Raw genomic sequence first — 1,313 nt, forward strand, 5'->3', positions numbered from 1 at the left:
GAACTTGCGTGGCCGCAGCCCGCTGAACAACTCCACCATCACCGCATCGACCGCCGAGATCACCGCCACGCGAACACGATACCGACTGCCGCTCAACAACTTACGAGGCAACCCTTAGTCGGGTCAGCATCACCTGATCGAGGCTGAAGACTGGCTCGAGGAGACATCTGCTCACGGCCGGCGGATTCGGCGATCTCACCGAAGTGGGAGCTCGCCATCGCGGTCGGGATCCGGTGCATGAGGGTGTCGGCGGTTTCGCCGTGCGTCTCCACACCGGCACCGTTCGCGTGCCGCAGCATCTCGGGTCGCGGAGCGCGAGTGCGTCCAGGCGCACCCAGACCGGCCGCGGCGGGTGGATGTCGTTCAGCTTCCGCCTCGGAGGCCCTCCCGCTGCTGGGCAGGCGGTGTGGCATGCATCTGCCGCCGACCGAACACACTTCTGGATGCCAGGCGATGACTACGGAGGGTAGCCGTCGCTTCATGGCATGCGGCAACACCCCATGCATACGAAGGAAGGACAGGGCGGCCGGGGCGATGAATGACGGTGGACGCGGCCTCGCGTGGTTTGCGTGATCTTCTCCGAAGGGTATTCCGCCGTGCGGGGCCATCCCTGTAGGCGTTCGATTCAGGGCACAGCTACGGCGGCGTTGCCTTTTTGCCAGCAAAGGCATCGAAGGATGAGAAAATAGCATCGTAAAAATATTGGAAGAAGCCGGACAACTTCTTGCCGCGAAAATCTTGAGGCTCGGTGGTGTAACCGCCAGGCGTCATCGAGATTTCCCAGAGATTCTACAACAGGGCGTGGTGCCAGAAGCGACGAGCTCTGACCAGCATGGCGCTGCCATGCTCAGGAAGGCCGACGTCGAGCCGACCATGTCGTCGCCGGACGCGATACCGCACACCCCTGCCGGGGGTGGTGCAGTGTCCTCGCAGGTGCAAGATCAGCTCGAGCAGGCCAAGGAGATCGCGCGGCAGCGGGGGTTCACCAAGTTCTCGGACTTGAGCAACGGTATCGTTTGGGCCAGTAAAGCCGCAAAGTACGATCTGATGACAGCCGAGCAGTTCACCAAGGTCAAACCCCTCGGATTGACAAAGGATGACGTGCGAGTCATTCGCCACTCCTGCAGTTCTGTAGACCGAGCCTCCAGCGGTCGTAATCCCAGCGCGGGAGCGAGACCCGACCTGCTGACGTTTTATCTGGAAAATTGGGAGTAATGATATTGACCTGGAACTGAATGTTTGAGGTGTGGGTGGTGTTCGTGTAGGTCTGCGGGGTGGGTGATGATCTGAGGGTGGACATGCGCAGGCTTTCG

At 61.1% G+C, this 1,313-nt stretch carries 1 protein-coding gene; it reads left to right on the plus strand.

The genetic code is table 11. The features are described from left to right. Positions 1-702: 702 nt before the first annotated feature. Positions 703-1,215 (plus strand): hypothetical protein, encoded by a 513-nt coding sequence (locus ACWEO7_RS39560; RefSeq protein WP_452430986.1) that lies wholly within the window; start codon positions 703-705, stop codon positions 1,213-1,215. The last annotated feature ends 98 nt before the right edge of the window (positions 1,216-1,313 follow it).

Source organism: Nocardia sp. NPDC004260 (assembly GCF_053603155.1).